At 58.4% G+C, this 18,238-nt stretch carries 16 protein-coding genes and 1 tRNA gene; 10 read left to right on the top strand and 7 right to left on the bottom strand.

Annotation, left to right across the window (positions count from 1 at the left end):
• Positions 1-33 precede the first annotated feature (33 nt).
• The gene (gene mdoH / locus ACRAWE_RS10670; RefSeq protein ID WP_025159952.1) at positions 34-2,592 is read right to left on the bottom strand and encodes a glucans biosynthesis glucosyltransferase MdoH; all 2,559 of its coding nucleotides are present in this window, start codon (positions 2,590-2,592) and stop codon (positions 34-36) included.
• The gene (locus ACRAWE_RS10675) at positions 2,585-4,153 is read right to left on the bottom strand and encodes a glucan biosynthesis protein G (RefSeq protein WP_432525329.1); all 1,569 of its coding nucleotides are present in this window, start codon (positions 4,151-4,153) and stop codon (positions 2,585-2,587) included. The genes mdoH and ACRAWE_RS10675 overlap by 8 nt, the downstream gene beginning before the upstream one ends.
• 260 nt (positions 4,154-4,413) lie before the next feature.
• On the opposite strand from ACRAWE_RS10675, the gene mdoC reads away from it, so the two are divergent.
• The 4 genes from mdoC (at position 4,414) to ACRAWE_RS10695 (ending at position 8,447) form a co-directional block, all read left to right on the top strand.
• Complete coding sequence (gene mdoC / locus ACRAWE_RS10680) at positions 4,414-5,544, top strand: glucans biosynthesis protein MdoC (protein ID WP_432525330.1); 1,131 nt, start codon at positions 4,414-4,416, stop codon at positions 5,542-5,544.
• Between the two features lie 304 nt (positions 5,545-5,848).
• The gene (locus ACRAWE_RS10685) at positions 5,849-6,073 is read left to right on the top strand and encodes a hypothetical protein (protein WP_019455874.1); all 225 of its coding nucleotides are present in this window, start codon (positions 5,849-5,851) and stop codon (positions 6,071-6,073) included.
• A 283-nt stretch (positions 6,074-6,356) separates the two neighbouring features.
• Positions 6,357-8,078, top strand: a complete 1,722-nt coding sequence (locus ACRAWE_RS10690) for a potassium/proton antiporter (RefSeq protein ID WP_019455875.1) — start codon at positions 6,357-6,359, stop codon at positions 8,076-8,078.
• A 240-nt stretch (positions 8,079-8,318) separates the two neighbouring features.
• On the top strand, positions 8,319-8,447 hold the full coding sequence (locus ACRAWE_RS10695; RefSeq protein WP_019455877.1) for a hypothetical protein: 129 nt from the start codon (positions 8,319-8,321) through the stop codon (positions 8,445-8,447).
• 62 nt (positions 8,448-8,509) lie between these two features.
• On the opposite strand, the gene ACRAWE_RS10700 is transcribed toward ACRAWE_RS10695, so the two are convergent.
• The 5 genes from ACRAWE_RS10700 to cho form a co-directional block, all read right to left on the bottom strand.
• Complete coding sequence (locus ACRAWE_RS10700; protein ID WP_432525331.1) at positions 8,510-8,641, bottom strand: hypothetical protein; 132 nt, start codon at positions 8,639-8,641, stop codon at positions 8,510-8,512.
• Between the two features lie 69 nt (positions 8,642-8,710).
• Positions 8,711-9,214 (bottom strand): YlaC family protein, encoded by a 504-nt coding sequence (locus tag ACRAWE_RS10705; protein WP_015377412.1) that lies wholly within the window; start codon positions 9,212-9,214, stop codon positions 8,711-8,713.
• Between the two features lie 123 nt (positions 9,215-9,337).
• Positions 9,338-9,637, bottom strand: coding sequence for a sigma-S stabilization anti-adapter protein IraP (locus ACRAWE_RS10710; RefSeq protein ID WP_019455879.1), 300 nt, complete (start codon positions 9,635-9,637; stop codon positions 9,338-9,340).
• A 186-nt stretch (positions 9,638-9,823) separates the two neighbouring features.
• Positions 9,824-9,920, bottom strand: a tRNA-OTHER gene (locus ACRAWE_RS10715).
• 112 nt (positions 9,921-10,032) lie between these two features.
• Positions 10,033-10,881 (bottom strand): excinuclease Cho, encoded by an 849-nt coding sequence (gene cho / locus ACRAWE_RS10720; RefSeq protein ID WP_063919599.1) that lies wholly within the window; start codon positions 10,879-10,881, stop codon positions 10,033-10,035.
• 216 nt (positions 10,882-11,097) lie between these two features.
• On the opposite strand from cho, the gene ACRAWE_RS10725 reads away from it, so the two are divergent.
• From ACRAWE_RS10725 to ACRAWE_RS10750, 6 genes are all read left to right on the top strand, one after another.
• The gene (locus ACRAWE_RS10725) at positions 11,098-12,303 is read left to right on the top strand and encodes an efflux RND transporter periplasmic adaptor subunit (RefSeq protein WP_019455881.1); all 1,206 of its coding nucleotides are present in this window, start codon (positions 11,098-11,100) and stop codon (positions 12,301-12,303) included.
• On the top strand, positions 12,300-14,237 hold the full coding sequence (locus ACRAWE_RS10730) for a MacB family efflux pump subunit (protein ID WP_432525332.1): 1,938 nt from the start codon (positions 12,300-12,302) through the stop codon (positions 14,235-14,237). The genes ACRAWE_RS10725 and ACRAWE_RS10730 overlap by 4 nt, the downstream gene beginning before the upstream one ends.
• Positions 14,238-14,240: 3 nt before the next feature.
• The gene (locus tag ACRAWE_RS10735; RefSeq protein ID WP_432525333.1) at positions 14,241-15,608 is read left to right on the top strand and encodes a TolC family protein; all 1,368 of its coding nucleotides are present in this window, start codon (positions 14,241-14,243) and stop codon (positions 15,606-15,608) included.
• A 413-nt stretch (positions 15,609-16,021) separates the two neighbouring features.
• Entirely contained in the window at positions 16,022-17,524 is a 1,503-nt protein-coding gene (gene proP / locus ACRAWE_RS10740) for a glycine betaine/L-proline transporter ProP (RefSeq protein ID WP_004927916.1), read from the top strand.
• A 150-nt stretch (positions 17,525-17,674) separates the two neighbouring features.
• Positions 17,675-17,803 (top strand): hypothetical protein, encoded by a 129-nt coding sequence (locus tag ACRAWE_RS10745; RefSeq protein WP_255428177.1) that lies wholly within the window; start codon positions 17,675-17,677, stop codon positions 17,801-17,803.
• A gap of 103 nt (positions 17,804-17,906) precedes the next feature.
• Positions 17,907-18,176, top strand: a complete 270-nt coding sequence (locus tag ACRAWE_RS10750) for a hypothetical protein (RefSeq protein WP_019455885.1) — start codon at positions 17,907-17,909, stop codon at positions 18,174-18,176.
• Positions 18,177-18,238 lie beyond the last annotated feature (62 nt).

The raw sequence follows: 18,238 nt of genomic DNA on the forward strand, positions 1-18,238 counted from the left end.
GCGCATTCCCCGTCGAGCGTTGCCGTTTAGCGGTTAACGCCGGCCCGTTGGGTGCGCCAGCGGGTTATGCGGCAACTGCTGATAATGCTCACGCCAGGCGGCGCCTTCCGGCAACAGCCAGACGCGCTGGTGCAGACGAGCCAGGGTGACCGGATCGCTCAACAGCTCCAGACGTTTGCCCTTCACCAGCTTCTCCGGCCCCAGCTGCAACGCTTCGTTCACCCGCTCTTCGCGGTTGCGATCGAGCGTGGCGCGCAGATGGTGACGCGCCGTCGCCAGCGCTGTCGCCAGCGCGTTGAAGGACGGGTTGACCACCGCGTGCATAAAGCCGTTGGTCAGCGCACGATTACGGTTGAGATGCAGGTACTCTTCCGTCGCCAGCAGCTCACGCGGCGGATTGTACTCTTCCGGGATCAGGAACAGCTTGGCGCGTTTGCTTTTCATGCCCAGCGTCGCGCGGCTCGACAGCACCGACACGAACGGCGACAGGATCAGCGAGAACACGATCGGCGACAGCCACCACAGGAAGCGCAGATCCAGCCACGCCATGCCGCCGGCCCACACCAGGCCCAGCAACATCTGCGAACCATGGCGGCGGAACGCTTCGCCCCACGGCGTATCGTCATCGTCACGCTGCGGCGAATTCCACACCACTTCCCAACCAAGGAAAGCGCTCACCACGAACACGGTATGGAACAGCATGCGCACCGGCGCCAGCAGCACCGAGAACAGCATTTCCATCAGCATCGAAATGAACAGACGGAACGCCCCACCATACTCTTTCGCGCCCTTGGCCCAGATCAGCACGATGCTGAGCAGCTTCGGCAGGAACAGCAGCACCAGCGTTGTGGAGAACAGCGCTATCGCCAGCTCCGGCCGCCACTGCGGCCAAACCGGGAACAGCTGCCGCGGCTGCAGGAAGTATTGCGGCTCCATCAGCGTGTGCACCACCTGCAACGCGGTGGAGAGCGCCAGGAACATGAACCACAGCGGCGCCGACAGGTAGGACATCACGCCGGTGAGGAACACCGCCCGGTGCACCGGGTGCATGCCTTTCACCAGGAACAGGCGGAAGTTCATCAAGTTGCCGTGGCACCAGCGACGGTCGCGCTTCAGCTCATCCAACAGGTTCGGCGGCAGCTCTTCGTAACTGCCCGGCAGATCGTAAGCGATCCACACGCCCCAGCCGGCGCGGCGCATCAGCGCGGCCTCAACGAAGTCGTGCGACAAGATAGAACCGGCGAAAGAGCCCTCGCCCGGCAGCGGCGCCAGCGCACAGTGCTCGATAAACGGCTTCACGCGGATGATGGCGTTATGGCCCCAATAGTGCGACTCGCCCAACTGCCAGAAATGCAGACCGGCGGTAAACAGCGGCCCGTAAACGCGGGTGGCGAACTGCTGCACGCGCGCATACAGGGTATCCATACCGGACGCCTTCGGCGCGGACTGGATGATGCCGGCGTTCGGGTTGGCTTCCATCAGGCGCACCAGCCCGGTGAGGCATTCGCCGCTCATCACGCTGTCGGCGTCCAGGATCACCATGTAGCTGTACTCGCCGCCCCAGCGACGGCAGAAGTCGTCGATGTTGCCGCTCTTGCGTTTTACGCGGCGGCGGCGGCGGCGATAGAAGATACGGCCGTGGCCGTCGACATCGCGACACAGTTCCATCCACGCCTTTTGCTCGGCCACGCAAATGTCCGGATCGTAGCTGTCGCTCAGCACGTAGATATCGAAGTGTTCCAGCTGACCGGTGGCGGCGACGGACTCATAGGTCGCACGCAGGCCGGCGAACACGCGCTCGACGTCTTCGTTGCAGATCGGCATGATCAGCGCGGTGCGGTGCGCCGGGTTGATCGGCTCATCACCCTTGATGGTGGAGGAAATGCTGTATTTGTCCTTGCCGATCAGCAGTTGCAGGAAGCCCATCAGCGCGGTCCAGAAACCGGCCGAGACCCAGCAGAAAAGCACGGCGAACAGGATCAGAATGCCGGTCTGCAGCACATACGGCAGCAGCTGCAACACCGACTGCATCAGGTCCTGATCCAGCATGGCGATAGGATCGATCAGCGCCCAGCCCTGATAAGGCAGGATGGTTTTCATGTACCAGGTGGCGATGCCGGTCTGCACCAGCATCAGCACCAGCAGCACATAGCGGCGCATCGAACCGACGACACGCCAGCGGTTCTCGGCCTCGGCCTCCTCTTTGGTGGCGTGCCGATTGTGCGGCGAACGCCCCAGCAGAGAATCCCAGAAGCGCGCCACCGGGTTGGTGCGCCAGGCTTCCGGGAACATGGTGGTGCGTTTGATCGGCGGCGTCGCTTTCAGAATGGCGCGCCCTTCGGCGTCGGTATCGAAGTCGTCATCGCTGACCGCATCCGGCCAGGCGCTTTCGATACGCGGTTTGACCGAGGCCAGCGCCACGTCATCCGCCGACAGGCTATTGACGTTGGCGTCGGCGGCGCCCATCTGCCGATGGAGCGCCTCCAGTGCCTGAGCGTCATCCGCCGTTTGAGGGGTGAGCGCCTCCGACCGCTCAGCGGTCAGAGGCAGCGCCGCAAGATAATCCTGGGCGGGTTGAGTAGGCTTATTCATTGGCAGGTAGCTGATAGCTCCAGGTTTCCGACAGAGTCTTATCGCCATTGACCAGCGCCGCGCGCATTTCTACCGGTTTTTTGTCGTCTTTCACTTTCAGACGCACCGTCAGGCGCCAGCCTTTGGTCACTGGGTTATAGCGGACGTTGTTTTCTACCATTTCACCGTTGTCGCCGATGCTGATCTGAGAAGCGACCGGCGTGTTGGCGTCCAGCCCTTTCAGCACCGGGCCGACGAAGTCGACCAGGAAGGCCACGCTGCCGTCAGGCTCGCGAATCAGGTTCGACTGCTTCACGTCGCCGGTCGAACGCATAGTGCGCGCCACATAGGCAATGTCTTGCGAATGCAGTTTATCTTCATCGCGGGTGAAGTTCAGACGGTAGCTCAGCGTCAGCGGTTTTTTGGCTTCCGGCAAGGTGTCCGGCGTCCAGAATGCGACGATGTTGTCGTTGGTTTCATCCGCCGTCGGGATCTCCACCAGCTCGACCTTGCCTTTACCCCAGTCGCCCTTCGGTTCGATCCAGGCGCTCGGGCGCAGATCGTAACGATCGTCCAGATCTTCGTAATCCTTGAAGTTGCGGCCGCGCTGCAGCAGGCCGAAGCCTTTCGGATTCTCGACGGTATAGGTGCTGACGGACAGGTGTTTAGGATTGTTCAGCGGGCGCCAGATCCACTCGCCGTTGCCAGCGTGGATGGACAGGCCGTTGGAATCGTGCAGCGCCGGGCGGTAGTTCAGCGTCGGCGACGGCTGGTTTGGCCCGAACAGGTACATGCTGGTCAGCGGCGCCAGGCCCAGTTTGCCCACTTTGTCGCGCAGGAACACTTTGGACTCGACGTCCACGGTGGTATCGCGACCCGGGATCACCGTGAAACGGTAAGCGCCGGTAGCGCGCGGGGAATCCAGCAGCGCGTAGATCACCAGGTGTTTGTCGCCCTGCTTCGGACGCTCAACCCAGAATTCGCGGAAACGCGGGAACTCTTCGCCGGACGGCAAAGCGGTATCGATAGCCAGGCCACGAGCGGAAAGCCCGTAAACCTGCCCTTTACCCACCACGCGGAAATAGCTCGCGCCCAGCAGGCTCATGATCTCATCGTTTTTGTCGGCGCTGTTGATCGGGTAGATCACCTTAAAGCCGGCAAAGCCGAGGTTCTTCACCGATTCAGGATCGTGCTTGACCGAACCGAAATTGAAGTAATCCGGGCTGTATTTGATCTGTTTTACGCTGGTGGAGGTGACCTCGTTGATTTTCACCGGCGTATCGAAGTACATCCCCTGATGATAAAACTCAAGCTTGAAAGGGGTTTTCAGCTTGCTCCAATAGGCTTTATCGTGATTGAACTGAATCTGCTGATAGTCTGCGAACTTCATCTCGCGGAACTGAGAAGGAAGGTTGCTCTTCGGGGCTTCGAAACCTTTCGCAGCCAGATCCTGCGCCTGCTTGGCCACATCATCAATAGAAAAGGCCCACGCCGGCGCACTGAACAGCGTGAACAATACGGTGGCACCTAACCAACGAACGCTCGTGGCGCGTGGTTGTCCGGATAATATATTAACTAGCACATCCCCCCCTATTCGTGTGCTCAAATCATTTTAAATCCATATTAATGGATTACTCAGCTTTCCGACAACATGATAAATGGATGGTTCATGTTTACGGCTCATTGTTTAAGCAGCTGATGGAGCACCAGCGTAGCAAGCCGCGCAACAAGACGCTATGGAAAAATGCGGGGGGCTATAGTAGGGTTTCGGATAACAATTTAACCTTTGACGACTTATTAAGCGTGTTAATGAGCACCCGATTAAATCACCAGCGGTAATCTATGACTAAAGGCAGCAAACAGCGCGAGTTTTTCCTCGATTCGATCCGAGCCTATTTGATGTTGCTCGGCATTCCGTTTCACCTCTCCCTGATTTATTCCAGCCATGCCTGGGCGGTGAACAGCGCGTCGCCCTCCTTCTCGCTCACGGTGCTGAACGACTTCATCCACGCCTTCCGCATGCAGGTGTTCTTCGTGATATCCGGCTACTTCTCCTACATGCTTTACGAACGCTACGAGCGACATCAGTGGCTGAAGGTCAGGCTGGAACGGGTGGCGATCCCGCTGCTGAGTTCCATCCCGCTAATAACGGTGCCGCAGTTCTTTATGCTGAAATATTTCACCGATAAATTAAATGGCTGGGATACGTTTTCTCTCTATCAGAAAATAAATGTAACAGTTTGGGAATTGGTTTCTCATCTGTGGTTCTTATTGACGTTATCACTGTTAACCTGCGCCTGTTTTTATCTGTTCCGTAAAATCAAGCGTCAAACCCGTGAGCATATCCCAGCCTTAATAAATAGAATGCGGGGATTAGGAAACATCTCACTGTGTTTCTTTATTTATGCGGTATGCTATTCGGCCGCGCACCGTATTATTTTGATTTTCGCGCCGCAGCTATTATCCAACGGCCTGTTCAATTTCGTGGTGATGGAGACGATGTTCTACCTGCCGTTCTTCATCCTCGGCGCCTATGCGTTTAAGTACGTGTGGCTTAAGGAGATTTTCCTGCGCCGTTCGCCGCTGGCGCTGCTCGGCTCACTGCTGCTGTTTATCGCGTATATGCTGAACCAGAAACTGCTGGCGCACAGCAGCTATATGTTCGAACTGGAAGTGGTGATCAAAACCCTAATGGGGATTCTGATGACCAATGTGGTGTTCTCTTTCGGGCATAACCTGCTGAATTATCACTCGCCGCGCATCACCTATCTGGTCAACGCCTCGCTGTTTATATATCTGGTGCACCATCCTCTGACGCTGATATATGGCGCCTTCGTGACGCCTTATATCGGCAACAATCTGTTGGGATTCTTGCTGGGCCTGCTGTTTGTGTTCTCGCTGGCCTTCGCTTTATATGAACTGCATAGGCGTATTCCGGTGCTGCGTTTCCTGTTCTCCGGCAAGCCGCAATAACCTTCCCTCCCTGTAAACCCGATCGTTTGCAGGGATTTCCTGTCATATTTACGCCGCGTAAAAAGCCTATACTGGTGGTTTGCATGCAGAGCACACATTGCTCAGCCTGGCGTCGACCGTTGAGGCAAAGTGATACGGCTGCATAGATAACCTAGGCGTTATAACTGCAATGCATAAGTAGAAATCCGGATCCCTGCCTTACGGTAGCGATTGGGCTCAACACCCCCGAGGGGCTGCGCGACCGCTTGATATATTCGATGGCGCTAGCTGTTTCTCCCTTCCGTCACGACAGAGAGGATTTTGAATGACCGATAAAACCCCACCGGCTGAGGAAGCCGTAGCGGAAAACGCCACCTTGCTGAAGATCCTCGGCCGGCTGCTGTCCGCGCTGGACGCTTCGATCAGCGGCAAAGAACGCAGCGTTTTGGTAACTGAACTCGCCAACTTCAATCTCGACGGCATTTCCGAAACGGAAAGCAAGCTGGCGACCGAGCTAATCAAGCGGGCGCTGGAATCGCTCGACCATTAACCCTGCCGCGCCTGCAAACCATTAAGCCTGCCTGCGCGGGCTTAATGGTTTTTCCCTCAGCCACGATCGGGCATTGTTGCCAAAGCAGAAATACAGCAGACTGATAATGTTGGATAAAAGGCAGCATTCTCCCTCTTCCCCTCACTTTCTTCGGTTAATCGCACCAAAGGGCAATAATTGATCGGTTGTTTTCGCAATCAGCCTTGGCGTTTTACCCACTAAACACGTTATCATCGACACCAGCGCAGTGCCCCCTATCCCCCAGCCTCAGGAGAGCGATATTTTGGATGCCAGCACCATTAACAGTTTGTTCGTCATCGGTGCCGTGCTGGTGGGGGCAAGCATTCTGCTCAGCTCATTTTCTTCCCGGCTCGGCATTCCGATCCTGGTGATCTTCCTGGCGATCGGCATGCTGGCCGGCGTCGACGGGCCAGGCGGTATCGTCTTCAGCAATTACCCGGTCGCTTATCTGGTCAGTAACCTCGCGTTGGCGGTGATCCTGCTCGACGGCGGCATGCGCACCCGGGTCAGCTCTTTCCGCGTCGCCCTGTGGCCGGCGCTCTCTCTCGCCACCATTGGCGTGGTGATCACCGCCGGCCTGACCGGCATGGCCGCCGCCTGGCTGTTCAATCTCGATCTGCTGCAGGGGTTGCTGATCGGCGCCATCATCGGTTCCACCGACGCCGCTGCAGTCTTCTCGCTCCTCGGCGGCAAAGGCTTGAACGAACGCGTTAGCGCCACGCTGGAGATCGAATCCGGCAGCAACGATCCGATGGCGGTATTTCTCACTATCACGCTGATTGCGATGATCGCCGCCGGGGAAACCGCGCTAAGCTGGACCTTCCCGCTGCATCTGATGCAGCAGTTCGGCATGGGCATCGTCTTCGGTTTGGGCGGCGGCTGGCTGCTGCTGACGCTGATCAACCACATCAAGCTGGCCGACGGCCTCTATCCGTTGCTGGCGGTGAGCGGCGGCATTCTCATTTTCGCGCTGACCACCGCGCTGGACGGCAGCGGCATTCTGGCGGTGTACCTGTGCGGCCTGCTGCTGGGCAACCGGCCGATCCGCAACCGTCACGGCATCGTGCAAACCTTCGATGGCCTGGCGTGGCTCAGCCAGATCGGCATGTTCCTGGTGCTCGGCCTGCTGCTTAATCCACACGAGCTGCTGCCGATCGCCATCCCTGCCCTGCTGCTGTCGCTGTGGATGATCCTGTTCGCCCGCCCGCTGTCGGTGTTTATCGGCCTGCTGCCGTTTCGCAGCTTTACCCTGCGCGAGCGCGGCTTTATCTCCTGGGTTGGCCTGCGCGGCGCGGTGCCGGTGATCCTGGCGGTGTTCCCGATGATGGCCGGCTTGCCCAACGCCCAGCTGTTCTTCAACGTGGCGTTCTTCGTGGTGCTGGTCTCCCTGCTGCTGCAGGGCACCACGCTGTCTTTCGCCGCCAAAAAAGCCAAGGTGATCGTGCCGCCGGCGCTGACGCCGATCTCCCGCGTCGGGCTGGACGTGCACCCGGAAAACCAGTGGGAGCAGTTCGTCTATCAACTTTCGGCGGAAAACTGGTGCGTCGGCGCGGCGCTGCGCGAGCTGAAAATGCCGCCCAACACCCGCATCGCCGCCCTGTTCCGCGGCAAAGAACTGCTGCACCCGAGCGGCAGCACCCGGCTGCGAGAGAACGATATTCTGTGCGTTATCGGCCATGAGCACGATCTGCCGATCCTCGGCAAGCTGTTCAGCCAGGCGCCGGCCGTGACGCTCGATGAGCGGTTCTTCGGCGACTTTATCCTGCAGTCCGACGCCCGTTTGAGCGATATCTCGCAGGTCTATGGCCTCAATCTGCAAGACGACGTGGATGAGCAGCAGACGCTCGGCCAGTTTGTTATTCAATTGATCGGCGGTGAACCGGTCATCGGCGACCAGGTGGAATGGGACGGTCTGACCTGGACCATCGCCGAAATGGAAGGCAATCAAGTCAGCAAGATAGGCGTGCGGATCGTGACCGACTAACGCTGCAGCTCAGGCGCCGGCCTATCAGATGAGGGAACTTCTGGCCTTAAGAACGCTCTTAATCTCTATCACGATGTATGCAGTACGGCGCCGCCAAATTATATCCCTTTGATATAACGGCGCCGACAGGGATTAGGGATGTGAACGGCAAGACTCGATTTCTTTCGGTGATAATGATCATGGCGCTGGGCGTAGCGGCGCTCGATCTCGGCATCGCCGGTTTGGTCCATAGACTTTTAATTGGATAACTTCAACGTGACGCAGCGGGAACAAGAAAAAGACATTCTGGGGAAAATACTGGTGACGGTGTCCGCGCTTTGCCTGATTTTGGTGGCGGCGTTCCTGATCTGGGGATTCGTGCTGGATTGACGCCGCGCGATGCTCAGACATAAAAAAAACCGCCGCGGCGGTTTTTTTTATGGGGCAGGCGATCAGATCTTGCAGCCTTCGCAGTCCGCTTCGTCCTCGAGGAACTCAGGAACCTCTTTTGCCTTCTGCGCCGCTTTTTCTTCGGCTTTCGCCAGTTCGGCATCGATATCAAAATCGAAAATATCATCGCTCATCGCTTGGTCCTTATTCTGCTTCACGTTCAAACGCTGAGTATAATCGACAAGCCGCCGGCCGGAAACCTTTCAGTTCGCCGCCGCCAGCTGAGACGGCTCATCCTGCGGCTTTTTTCCGTAGGCCATGTCGTACACGTCGTAGAAATCGATTTCGCCCTTGTTGCCGATGATGATTCGCATCTTCTGTTTCAGCGCGGCGCCGATGGACGGCTCATCCAGCAGCTGCTGCACCGCATAAGGCGACAGCGCGCGGGTGAAGTACCATTCGCCGTTGTAGCAAACCCGCAAATCCAGCACCCCGATGTCCTCGAAACGATACACCGGCCGAATCTCGATCAGCAGCATGGCGAACATGAACAGCACGAAGGCGGTGAAGCCCAGGAAGGCATACATCCCCATATACGGCACCTGATACATCACGGCGATCACCGCGAAGTAACCGGCGAACATGGCAAGGCACAAATAGCGGTGAGTGCGGGCGAATTCGCTGTTGAAACGCGGCTTGCCGTCGCGCCCCTCGCGCCGATTGATCTGTTCAATCTCTTTAACCAAGATGCTTTTAATCGCGTCCATCGTTACAACCTTATGCTGGAAACAGCATTGCCATCAAATCTCACCGCTAAAAGTAACACAAGTACAGTTTTGCCGAGTAGATCAGTTAGCCAACTTAATGACGGCAACTGTTATAGTTCGGCTTCAGCGCGGCTGAGCGGCTTTGCCTTGCGCAAACATGAACATGCGCTGGGCGACGTCGTCGGCCTGTTTGATTTTTTGCTTTTGCGGTTCGTTGCTGCGTTGAATGGCGCGGGCGTAGGCGATTTCATGGGCCTGATCGATCATGGCGATGATCCGGTCACGTTCGGCCTTCTCCATATTGCCCAACATGGTGGTGATAATCGCCTGATAAGCGTTGGATGCGGCGGTCAGCGCTTTCTCCCTCGCCTCGAGGGCGGCGACGCGTTGCAAGAGCTCCTGCAGTTGCTCGGAGTGAGACATATCGACCTCCTGTTGCCGGGCAGACAGCCTGCCTGATTACAGTTTAGCAAAGGATCGAAAGAGAAAGAGGAAGGAAAGCCAGCGGTTACGGTAAAGCACACCCGAAAATCCCAACGAGGAGCCGATAGTGCAAATCAACCCGGGTGCGCTTTACGGTAAACGCGGTGAGGTGAAGGGAAAGAAAGCTGGCGCGCTATGCAGGACTCGAACCCGCGTCTATCAATTTTCAAGCCAAAACAAGCCATTATAAAACCAATCACTCTGCCAACTGAGTTAATAGCGCGTTCCTTCGCTTCGGGGCGACATTATCCATAACAACATTATGGACTCAAGCTTTTTTAGCATAATGTCATGCATTTACGGATAAGTCTTAGGTAATCGCTAGCGTTCCGGCATTAAGGCAGCGCAATAATCCGGTAATCGCCACCGATGAGCGGCTTGCACAGAATCTTGTAGCCATCGCTGTCAAAGTGGCTGGCCGCGCTCTGCAGCAACTTCGCCTGCGCCAGGCTGCTGACCGATCCCAGATAAAACCAATTGTGGATAACATGGTACTGCCGCAGCGCCTCGCCCTGCTCCTCCAGCGCCACGCGCCCGGCGAACGGCCAACAGGCGATGCGCAACTGTTCAAGCGCCGCGCTGAGCCGCAGAGCATGTTCCTGTGCCGACTCCACGCCACAGCAGGCGCCGGCGCACTTGCGCAGGCTGTAACGGAAACAGGCTCGCCCGGCGGGCAGCTTGTCGATCCCCAGCTTGCCGTAACACAATCGATGCTCGTCAGCGATGGCGCGCAGCTTTTCCAACGCGGCGTGGCGATTGGCGAACAGCCCGTAGAGATCGGGCGTGACGGCGAAATCAATCTCTTTGGCATGCGCTATCGTCACGTTCCCCGCCAGCAAACGCAGCGCACACAGCTGCTTCGAACGCCGCAGGCGTTTGTTGAACAGCGGCTGCTGTTGCTTGATCAGCTGCGCCTCCAGCAGCAATGCCCCCAATTCGCCGGCGGTCTCGATAAAGCTGATGCGCCGGGTTTGACGCAGCATTTTAGCCTCGTCCTGCGCGCGAAAATGCGCCATCACCCGGCTGCGTACGTTGACGCTTTTGCCGATGTAAAGCGGCAGGCTTTCGCTCTGGCCATGGAACACATACACGCCCGGCCCCTTGGGCAACGACGCCAGGCAAGCGCGCAGGTGCTCCGGGTATTGGTAAATATCGAGCTCAGGCTCGAGGCGGTTCGGCATCATGGCGGCGGTGTCATCCTGCTGATGAATGAATACTGGTTTTTTACCCAGTATAACGCCCATCGCCGTCGGTTGCACACCCAACGGATAGTAACTCACCGTGATCTTTAGCGAGAAAGCCTTTACTATCCCCTTTCCAGCGGGAAAGCGCCTGACGTTTAGCGCCAGTTCAAGCTGGCGCTGCCATGATGGCAGACTGGAACCGCCGCTTTTATCGTTATGGAAAACCTGGGTATGCCATCACTGAAACTCTCCTCCCGCCGCCTGGCGTTGGTCGCCGTCATCGTATTCATCGCCGTCGCTGTCGCGTTGGCCATCTATTGGCAACGCCCGCCGCAACAGGATTACGTTACCGCACCGGCCCGGCTGGGCGATATCGAAAACGCCGTGCTGGCCACCGGGCGGCTGGACGCCGTCGAACGCGTCAACGTCGGTGCGCGAGTCTCCGGTGAGGTCAAATCGCTGAAGGTCAAACTGGGCGATCGCGTCACCAAAGGCCAGCCGATCGCCGACATCGACGATCTGCAACAGCGCAACGATCTGCGCAACGCCGAAGCGGCGCTAAACGTGATCAAAGCCGAGCTGCAGGCCAAACAGGCGCAGCTGAAACAGGCGGAATCACGTTTCAAACGCCAACGCCGCATGCTGAGCGACGAAGCCAGCTCGCGTGAAGACTTCGAAACCGCCGAGACCGCGCTCGCTACCACCCGCGCCGAACAGCTTTCGCTCAATGCGCGCCTAGTACAGGCGCAGATTGACGTCGACAAGAAAAAGATCGATCTAGGCTATACCCGCGTGGTCGCGCCGATGGACGGCATCGTCATCGCCGTGGTCACGCAACAGGGGCAAACAGTCAACTCCAGCCAAAGCGCGCCGACCATCGTCAAGCTGGCGCGGCTGGATATGATGACTATCAAGGCGCAGATCTCCGAAGCCGACATCACCCGCATTTCGCCAGGGCAAAAGGCATACTTCACGATTTTCTCCGATCCGGATAAACGCTACGACGCCACGCTGCGCACCATCGAACTGGCGCCGGAATCGGTGATGAAAGACGATTCGCTCGCCGGCACCAGCTCCGCGTCCGGCTCCGGCACCTCGAATGCGTCGGTCTATTACAACGCGCTGTTGGACGTACCTAACCCGGAAAATCGCCTGCGCATCGCCATGACCGCGCAGGTTTCCTTGCTGCTCGGCGAAGCGAAGAACGCCCTGCTGGTGCCGATCCAGGCGGTGCATAAAACCGAAGGGAAAGTGCAGCAGGTACAGGTGCTGACCCAAGACCAGCGGCTGGAAACGCGCGAAGTGACCACCGGCATCACCAACAACGTCGATATTCAGATCCTCAGCGGTCTGAAAGCCGGTGAGGCCGTGGTGCTGTCGCAGCCTGCCGCCAAATCGGCTGAGGATGGCTTCTTCCTGTGAACGCGATCATCGAGCTAAAAGGCATCAGCCGAACCTACACCAACGGCGGCCAGGCGTTGACGGTGTTGAAAGACATCGATCTGAGCATCGCCGCCGGCGAACTGGTGGCGATCATCGGCGCCTCCGGTTCCGGCAAATCGACGCTGATGAACATCATGGGCTGTCTCGACGTGCCGGATCGCGGCGACTACTACATCAGCGGCCAGAACGCCGCCCATCTGTCGCCTGACGAATTGGCCCGCTTGCGCCGCGAGCATATCGGCTTCATCTTCCAGCGCTATCACCTGATGCCCGATCTCAGCGCGCTGGGCAACGTCGAGATCCCGGCGATTTATGCCAATGACAGGCGCGATCAGCGGCGGCGGCGCGCAGCGCAGCTGCTGGCGCGGTTAGGCCTGGAGGGACGCGAAGACCATAAGCCTGGTCAACTTTCCGGCGGCCAGCAGCAGCGCGTCAGCATCGCCCGCTCGCTGATCAACGGCGGCGAGATCATTTTGGCGGACGAACCGACCGGCGCGCTGGACAGCCAATCCGGCCAGGAAGTGCTGGCGATCCTCAGCGAACTGAATCAGCGCGGCCACACCGTGGTGATCGTCACCCACGACATGAAAGTGGCGCAGCATGCACAGCGCGTCATCGAGCTGCGGGACGGCGAAATCATCGCTGACAGCGGCCGCCAGTCAGCGCCCGGTCCTTCGCTGCCGTCGCCAAACCGCAGCCGGCAAAGCGGCTGGCAAAGTCTTATCGACCGCACCCGCGAATCGCTGCATATGGCGCTGAAGGCGATGAATGCCCACCGCCTGCGCACCGCGCTGACCATGACCGGCATCATCTTCGGCATCGCCGCCGTGGTCACGGTCGTCGCGCTGGGCGAAGGCGCCAAGCAACGCACGCTGGAGAATATCAAAGGGCTCGGCACCAACGTGGTGAGCATCTATCCGGGGCGCGACTTCTTCGACGACGCCATCGACAGCATCCGCACCCTGGTGCCGGCCGACGCCGACGCCCTGGCGCAGCAAAGCTTCGTCGACAGCGTCAGCCCGGAAGTCAGCGCGTCCGACAGCATCCGTTTTCGCAGCAAATCCGCCACCGCGTCAATCACCGGCGTCGGGCGCGACTATTTCCGCGTCAACGGCATCACGCTGGTGCAAGGCGCCACCTTCCGCGACGATCGCAACGCGCTGCAGGAAGTGATCATCGACGACAACGCGCGCCAGGCGCTGTTCGGCGACTTCGGCGTCGAGCCGCTCGGCCAGATCGTGTTTCTCGGCTCGGTGCCGGCGCGAGTGGTCGGCGTCGCCAAAAGCGAGCGCAACTACGCGCCCAACCGCATCAGCGTTTGGATGCCCTACAGTACGGTGATGTACCGCATGGTCGGCAAAACCACGCTCAGCGGCATCACCGTGCGGCTGAAGGATGACGTCGCCAGCGATGCCGCCGTCAGCGCCATCACGCAGTTGCTGACCCAGCGCCACGGCGTCAAGGATTTCATGACCTTCAACCGCGATCAGTTCCGTAAGTCGATCGAGCGCACCTCGATGACGCTCAGCCTGCTGATCCTGATGGTAGCCTCGATCTCGCTGGTGATCGGCAGCCTCGGCGTGATGAACATCATGTTGGTTTCGGTGACCGAACGCACCCACGAAATCGGCGTGCGCATGGCGGTCGGCGCGCGGCGCAGCGACATCATGCAACAGTTCATGATCGAAGCGGTGCTGGTCTGTCTGATCGGCGGCGCATTGGGCATTGCGCTGTCGCTCGCCGCCGGGTCGCTGTTCACCTCGCTGGCGGGCGGCATGTTCACCGCCATCTATTCCTGGCAAGCTGCCGCAACGGCGTTTTTCTGTTCAACCTTAATCGGCATGATCTTCGGTTATCTCCCCGCCCGCAAAGCGGCAAGGATGGATCCGGTCGTTTCATTGGCCAGCGAGTAACCCATGAAAATTTTATCCCCCCTGGCGCTAAGCCTCGCCGCCCTGCTCACCGCCGGCTGCGGCAATGCCCTGAAAAGCGACTACCAGGCACCGCAGGTCAACTACCCGGCGGGCTGGCAGCACGCGGCAGACAATGCCGCACCGACGCCGTTCGACTGGCGTGATTTCCACGATCCCGAGCTCGATCGTTGGCTGCAACAGGTGATGGCGAGCAACAACGATTTGGCCCTCGCCGTGCTGCGTGTTTACCGCGCGCGGCTCGAAGCGGAACGCGTCGGCATCAGCACCGCGCCCGCCGTCAGCGCTTCGTTGACGAACGGCATCAATCGCCCGCTGTCCGAATCCTCCGCCTGGAACAAAACCAGCGGCGCCTCTCTCTCTACGAGCTATGAAGTCGATCTGTGGGGCAAACTGGCGCGCCAGCGCGACGCCGCCGAGTGGGCCAGCCAGGCTTCCGAGCAGGATCTGCAGACGGCGCGCCTGACGCTGCTGGCCGACGCGGCCACCAATTACTGGCGCATCGGCTTCCTCAATCAGCAGATCGACGTCAGCCGGGCGAGCATCGCCTACGCCAAAGAAACCCTGCGGCTGGCCAACGCCCGCTACCGCGCCGGCAGCATCTCGGCGCTGGACGTGGTGAACGCGGAGCAAAGCTTGCTGACGCAGGAAAGCCGGCTGCTGGCGTTGCAGCACGAACGCCAACAGGCGCTGAATGAACAGGCGGTGCTGCTGGGTGCGCCTTCAGGCCAGGCCACCATCGTCCCCGCACGTCTGCCGACGGCGGCGATGCCGCAGATCAACACCGGCATTCCCGCCAGCGTCTTGAGCCGCCGCCCGGACCTCAGCGCTAAAGAGCTGCGGTTGCGCGCCGCGCTGGCCAACGTCGACGAGAAACGGCTGCAATACTATCCCGCGTTCAGCCTGACCGGCTCGCTGGGTGCCAGCAGCAGTGCGCTACTGGAGTTCCTGCGCAACCCGACGGGCAGCCTCGGCGCCAGTCTGACGCTGCCGTTCCTGCAATGGCGGCAAATGGGCGTGGATATCAAGATCGCCCGCAACGACTATGAACAGCAGGTTCTGGCGTTCAAGCAGGCGCTGTACAAAGCTATGGGCGACGTGAACAACGCACTGTCATTGCGTACGCAGCTGCTGGCGCAGGAGACGCAGTTGCGGGCTTCATTGGCGCTGGCGCGCAAATCGGAGCGGCTGAACGAGGTGCGCTACCGACAGGGCGCCGTCACCATTACCGACTGGCTCAACGCTCAGGAGCAACGTCGTCAGGCGGAACTGGCGGTAGACGAAAACCGCTTCGCGCAGTACCAGAATCTGGCGAAAATCTATCTGGAATTCGGCGGTTCGTCGGCGCCATAACCCAACCGGCCCGGCCATCGGGCCGGGTCTTTTTTGACGGCAAACACATCAATTTTTCCTGTTTTATCTCCCGCACTCTCTATACTTGAAGCATCGTCAATCAGACGAAAAATCGCCAGATCGCGCAATTATTAGACCAATCTCGCACCAAATCGGTGCAAACACTTAAGTTAAACTGCTGGATTTGATCGCCGCAAGATATAACGTTAAGCTATAGATGCAAAATAATTAGTCACCTAAATGACATAACATCGGCATAAGCGAGGTTATTTTGCGATCCACATCACAACTTAAATGTGGATAATGGATCGTCTTGAATCGCGATTCGATTAGCCGATTTGATAACTCGAAAACAACAGTGAACGGAGATTACGCTTTCACGAACAACGAATAATTCATTAAGGGATGATTATATGAAGTTAAGAAAAAAACGACATAAACCGATGCACATTAACGACATCACCATCATCGATGACAGCAAACTCAAGAAGGCGATCACCGCGGCGGCCCTGGGCAACGCGATGGAGTGGTTCGACTTCGGCGTATACGGCTTTGTCGCCTATGCGCTTGGCCAGGTCTTCTTCCCCGGCGCCTCTCCCGGCGTACAAATGATCGCCGCGCTGGCGACCTTCTCCGTGCCCTTCCTGGTGCGTCCGCTCGGTGGTCTGTTCTTCGGCGCCATGGGCGACAAGTTCGGCCGGCAAAAAGTTCTCTCGGTCACCATTATCATCATGGCGGTCAGCACCTTCTGTATCGGCCTGATCCCGTCCTATGCGTCGATCGGCATCTGGGCGCCGATCCTGCTGCTGCTGGCCAAGCTGGCACAGGGCTTCTCCGTCGGCGGTGAATATTCCGGTGCGGCGATCTTCGTCGCCGAGTACTCGCCGGACCGCAAACGCGGCTTTATGGGCAGCTGGCTGGACTTCGGCTCCATCGCCGGCTTTGTGATGGGTGCCGGCGTGGTGGTGCTGATCTCCAGCATCGTCGGTGAAGCCAACTTCCTCGACTGGGGCTGGCGTATCCCGTTCTTCATCGCCGCACCGCTGGGCCTGATCGGTCTCTATCTGCGCCATGCGCTGGAAGAAACCCCGGCGTTCCAGCAGCACGTGGACAAGATGGAGAAAGAGGACCGCAACGCCATCGAAAATCCGCCGAAAACCTCGTTCAAAGAGATCGCGGCCAAACATTGGAAAAGTTTGCTGGTGTGTGTCGGTATCGTGATCTCCACCAACGTGACCTATTACATGCTGCTGACCTACATGCCGAGCTACCTGTCACATAACCTGCACTACTCGGAAGATCACGGCGTTCTGATCATTATCGCCATCATGATCGGCATGCTGTTCGTGCAGCCGGTGATCGGCCTGACCAGCGACCGCATCGGCCGCAAGCCGTTCATTATCGGCGGCAGTATCGGCCTGTTGGCGCTGGCGATCCCGTGCTTCATTCTGATCAACAGCAACGTGATTGGCCTGATCTTCGTCGGCCTGCTGGTGCTGGCGGTGCTGCTCAACTCCTTCACCGGGGTGATGGCGTCCATTCTGCCGGCGATGTTCCCAACGCACATCCGCTACAGCGCGCTGGCGATTTCGTTCAACATTTCGGTGCTGATCGCCGGTGCAACGCCAACCGCCGCCGCCTGGCTGGTGGAGGCGACCGGCAACCTGTACATGCCGGCCTACTACCTGATGGTTGTGGCGGTAATCGGTCTTATCACCGGTCTGTACATGAAAGAAACTGCCAACAAGCCACTACGCGGCGCGACGCCGGCGGCATCTGACCGTACCGAAGCGAAAGAGCTGCTGCAGGAGACCTACGACAACATCGAACAGAAAGTCGAGGACATCAACGCGCAGATCGCCGAACTGGAAAAGAAAAAGCAGATCCTGATCGACCAGCATCCCAAGCTGGACTGATCGGCGCTGAAAGGCAAAAGCCACCCGCTTGGGTGGCTTTTTTACATGGGTTTCACGCGAAACAACGCGCAGCGCATTTTATGGCAATCAGGATTGATGATACGCTTTGAACCACACTCTTTATTGATGAAGCACCTGATCATGAGCAAGATGGATCTTCCCGTCATCATTGGCATCCTGGTTATGCTAACCCTGTGGCTCGGCGCACTGTTCAACATCGGCGATATCACCTTCACCATTTCTCGTCTGTTTCACTGGATTGAAAGCCAACGAGGATAGCCTGCGTACGCGGCAACACGGGCGATGAGCAAACATCGACTATGATTGAAAGACGTTACCGTCATTTTCCGAGACTGTCGCTCGCGATAAAGAGGACCGCATCATGACCGACTATGTATTCTACAATCAGATCCTGACCCGGCTGGCCGCCAATCACCCCGGCACGCTGGATGAAAAAACCTACGAGCTGTGGAAGCAAGACGCCACCAGCCCGCACGCCTTCGCCGATCCCTTCGCCTATCTCAAAACCAAGGGGCTGATACAGGCCTATGTAATGAGCGATATCGACGAGAACAACTATGACATCGATCCGCATCAAACGCGGATCACCGCCGCTGGTCTCGAGTTCATTCGCAACGGTGGTTTCAAATAAGGGCGATGGTCACCAATAAAAAACCGCCGGACGGCGGTTTTTTATTTCGGGCAGCATGCTGG

Source organism: Serratia sp. BFP-2025 (assembly GCF_050880365.1).
Lineage (GTDB): Bacteria > Pseudomonadota > Gammaproteobacteria > Enterobacterales > Enterobacteriaceae > Serratia > Serratia surfactantfaciens.